1 protein-coding gene is annotated in these 264 nt (G+C 48.5%); it reads left to right on the top strand.

What is annotated here, in order from left to right; genetic code table 11:
• A partial coding sequence (locus SB658_RS24700) for an MFS transporter (protein WP_410603032.1) occupies positions 1 to 264 on the top strand: 264 nt, incomplete at both ends.

Below are 264 nucleotides of genomic sequence, written 5' to 3'. Positions count from 1 at the left end.
GCTTGCGCTGGCTTTTCTTCTCGGAATGCTTGCGATACTGGGGCCGCTCAATATAGATATGTATCTGCCGAGTTTCCCTGAAATCGCCGAAGATTTAAGCGCCCGCGCTTCGCTTGTCCAGCTCAGTTTAACCGCTTGTCTGATCGGACTGACAATCGGACAGGTTGTTGTCGGCCCGTTAAGTGACGCGAAGGGAAGAAGAAAACCGTTATTGCTATGTATTTTTTTATTTGCTTTGTTTTCTCTGTTTTGCGCGCTTGCACC

It is taken from the genome of Bacillus sp. SIMBA_008 (assembly GCF_046535495.1).
In the GTDB taxonomy this organism is placed as follows: domain Bacteria; phylum Bacillota; class Bacilli; order Bacillales; family Bacillaceae; genus Bacillus; species Bacillus subtilis.
Note: the sequence above shows the minus strand (reverse complement) of the source record. Positions and strands in the feature narration are given on the sequence as shown.